Raw genomic sequence first — 2,060 nt, 5'->3', positions numbered from 1 at the left:
GCATAATCGGTGGTATAATCGAATTCTGCCAGATGATATTGGTTTGTTAATGTTCCCATAGAGCTGAATTTATACCGTTGTGCCAATATCTCGACCGTATTCACCAACAATTCATCCCCATACAAATCGGCATGATTCAGTTCCACATATATACCGTTCAAGGCTTGTCTGAATCCGGCTTCTGTCGAGTAAAGCTGATCTTCGGACATCCGGTCTACCGGTTTTACATCCAACCAGTCCGTACAGCTGAAATTCAGCAATAGGACAATAGCTAAAATTATTGTTGCTATATATCTCTTGATATTCATAATTCACAGAATTAAAAAGTTACAGACACTGATGCAGATACGGTTCGGGCAAACGGATAGTCGATACCCCGCTCTTCCTTAACACTTGATTTTCTAAAAATATCGTTCATATTCGCTTGAAGTCTTAAGGCAGAAAATCCGATTTTTTCAATCCATTCCTTCGGGAAGTCATATCCGACAGAAAAAGATTCTCCTTTTAAAAAATTCTCTGTTTTGACAAAACGGGAAGACATCGGCGTCGTCTCAGTCAGAGAAATTTTCTTAAACCGGGCATGTTGTCCGGGCTTTTCCCAACGATCGTATAACGCACGTTTATCCTGATTGTATTTCAGATTTGTCTCGGATATATTTTCTACCTTGGAGTACAAAGCTTTATTGAATACATCTCCTCCCAGGCTATAACGCAAATGAACGGAAAAAGAAAAACCTTTATAATATAAGGTACTTCCGATCACTCCTTCTACATCCGGCTCGGAATCACCCACTTTCACCTCATCTTTGGTATCATAAGTATAGGAATAAGTACCGTCTTTTTTCACGAAAACTTCCTGTCCGTTTGCCGGGTCGATTCCCAAAGAACGTACAGCCCACAAAGCCGTAGGACTTCCTCCGTCATAATAACGGTCCAGACTGGAGTTTTTATTTTCCTGGTTAAACTGATCCAGACTATTCCCGATATTCCGGTATTCTGCCTTCTGATGGCGGAAATTCAGACTCAATGTCCAATTAATCCGATCTTTCGGCCGATAGATCGGGGAATATTTCACTGTACCGCTAAACCCTGTATTCCACTGTTCCCCCATATTGGTTGTGACCGTTTTGGTTCCGACAGAAGAAGGGACGCTGATGACGGCCAACAAAGGATCTGTCTTTTTCTGGTAATAATCGAAATTAATATTAAACCGATTATTGAAAAAAGACAGGTCGGCACCGATATTTTTGTCTATCGTTTTCTGCCATTTTAAATCGGGATTCCCTAAAGCATCGATCAGCACACTAGTCCCGAAATTATTAGAAATCCAGTTATTGAAAGAATAAGTAGTATACGAACGGTATGCATCGAAATTCTGATTTCCCGGATTACCGATAGAAGCTCTGAATTTAATCATCCCGATCCAATCGACCTCCCTCAGGAAAGACTCGTTGTGGAGGTTCCAGGCCAGTCCGACAGCCCAAGTTTCGGTATAATGTTTATTACTTCCGAAAACCGAAGCTCCATCCATACGGATATTAGCATCCAATAAATAACGATTGTCATAGGCATATCCAAAGTTCAGATAAAAACTGTTCGAACGAGTTACGGTTTCTGTATATTCGGGTTTACTACCATCCGGGAAACCGGTAGCAAAAGACGGACGGGTAAAATCACCACTCGGGAAACCAACCGCTTTATATTCCTCACTTTTTGCTTCTGAAGAACGGAAATTTGTTCCGATTACAGCATTTACCTGATGTACATCGGCGAATAATTTTCCGAAAGTGGCAGTAAACTCTCCATCGTAATACCAAGTATCGTTCTGAGTAGAAGTATAACTACCTTTCTGATTTTTTGCACTCAAATCGAAAGAAGTATGTTGAGGAGAAAGGAATTTATCCGCTTTTCTGACATTTTTTCCCACACCGACACGTGCACGCACCATCACCGTCTCTACAGGACGCCATTCTGCATTGAAATTATTGACAAAATTCACCTTTTTGGCCCGGTCGAAACTATTCAAACTCGCATTATACAAAGGATTCTCAATCGTATAA

General features: G+C 40.9%; 1 protein-coding gene and 1 pseudogene. Both read right to left on the bottom strand.

All coding sequences use genetic code 11. The annotated features are described in order from the left end of the window. Window positions 1–308: pseudogene (locus WS42_RS14540) on the bottom strand (RagB/SusD family nutrient uptake outer membrane protein); the annotation flags it as partial. A gap of 11 nt (window positions 309–319) precedes the next feature. After that, window positions 320–2,060, bottom strand: a 1,741-nt coding sequence (locus tag WS42_RS14535; RefSeq protein WP_046451348.1) for a TonB-dependent receptor domain-containing protein, incomplete at its 5' end; no start/stop codon positions are given.

Source organism: Odoribacter sp. N54.MGS-14, assembly GCF_000980295.1.
GTDB classification, from domain to species: Bacteria; Bacteroidota; Bacteroidia; order Bacteroidales; family Marinifilaceae; genus Odoribacter; species Odoribacter splanchnicus.
The sequence above is the reverse complement of the archived record's forward strand: the minus strand, read 5'-3'. Positions and strand labels throughout refer to the sequence as shown.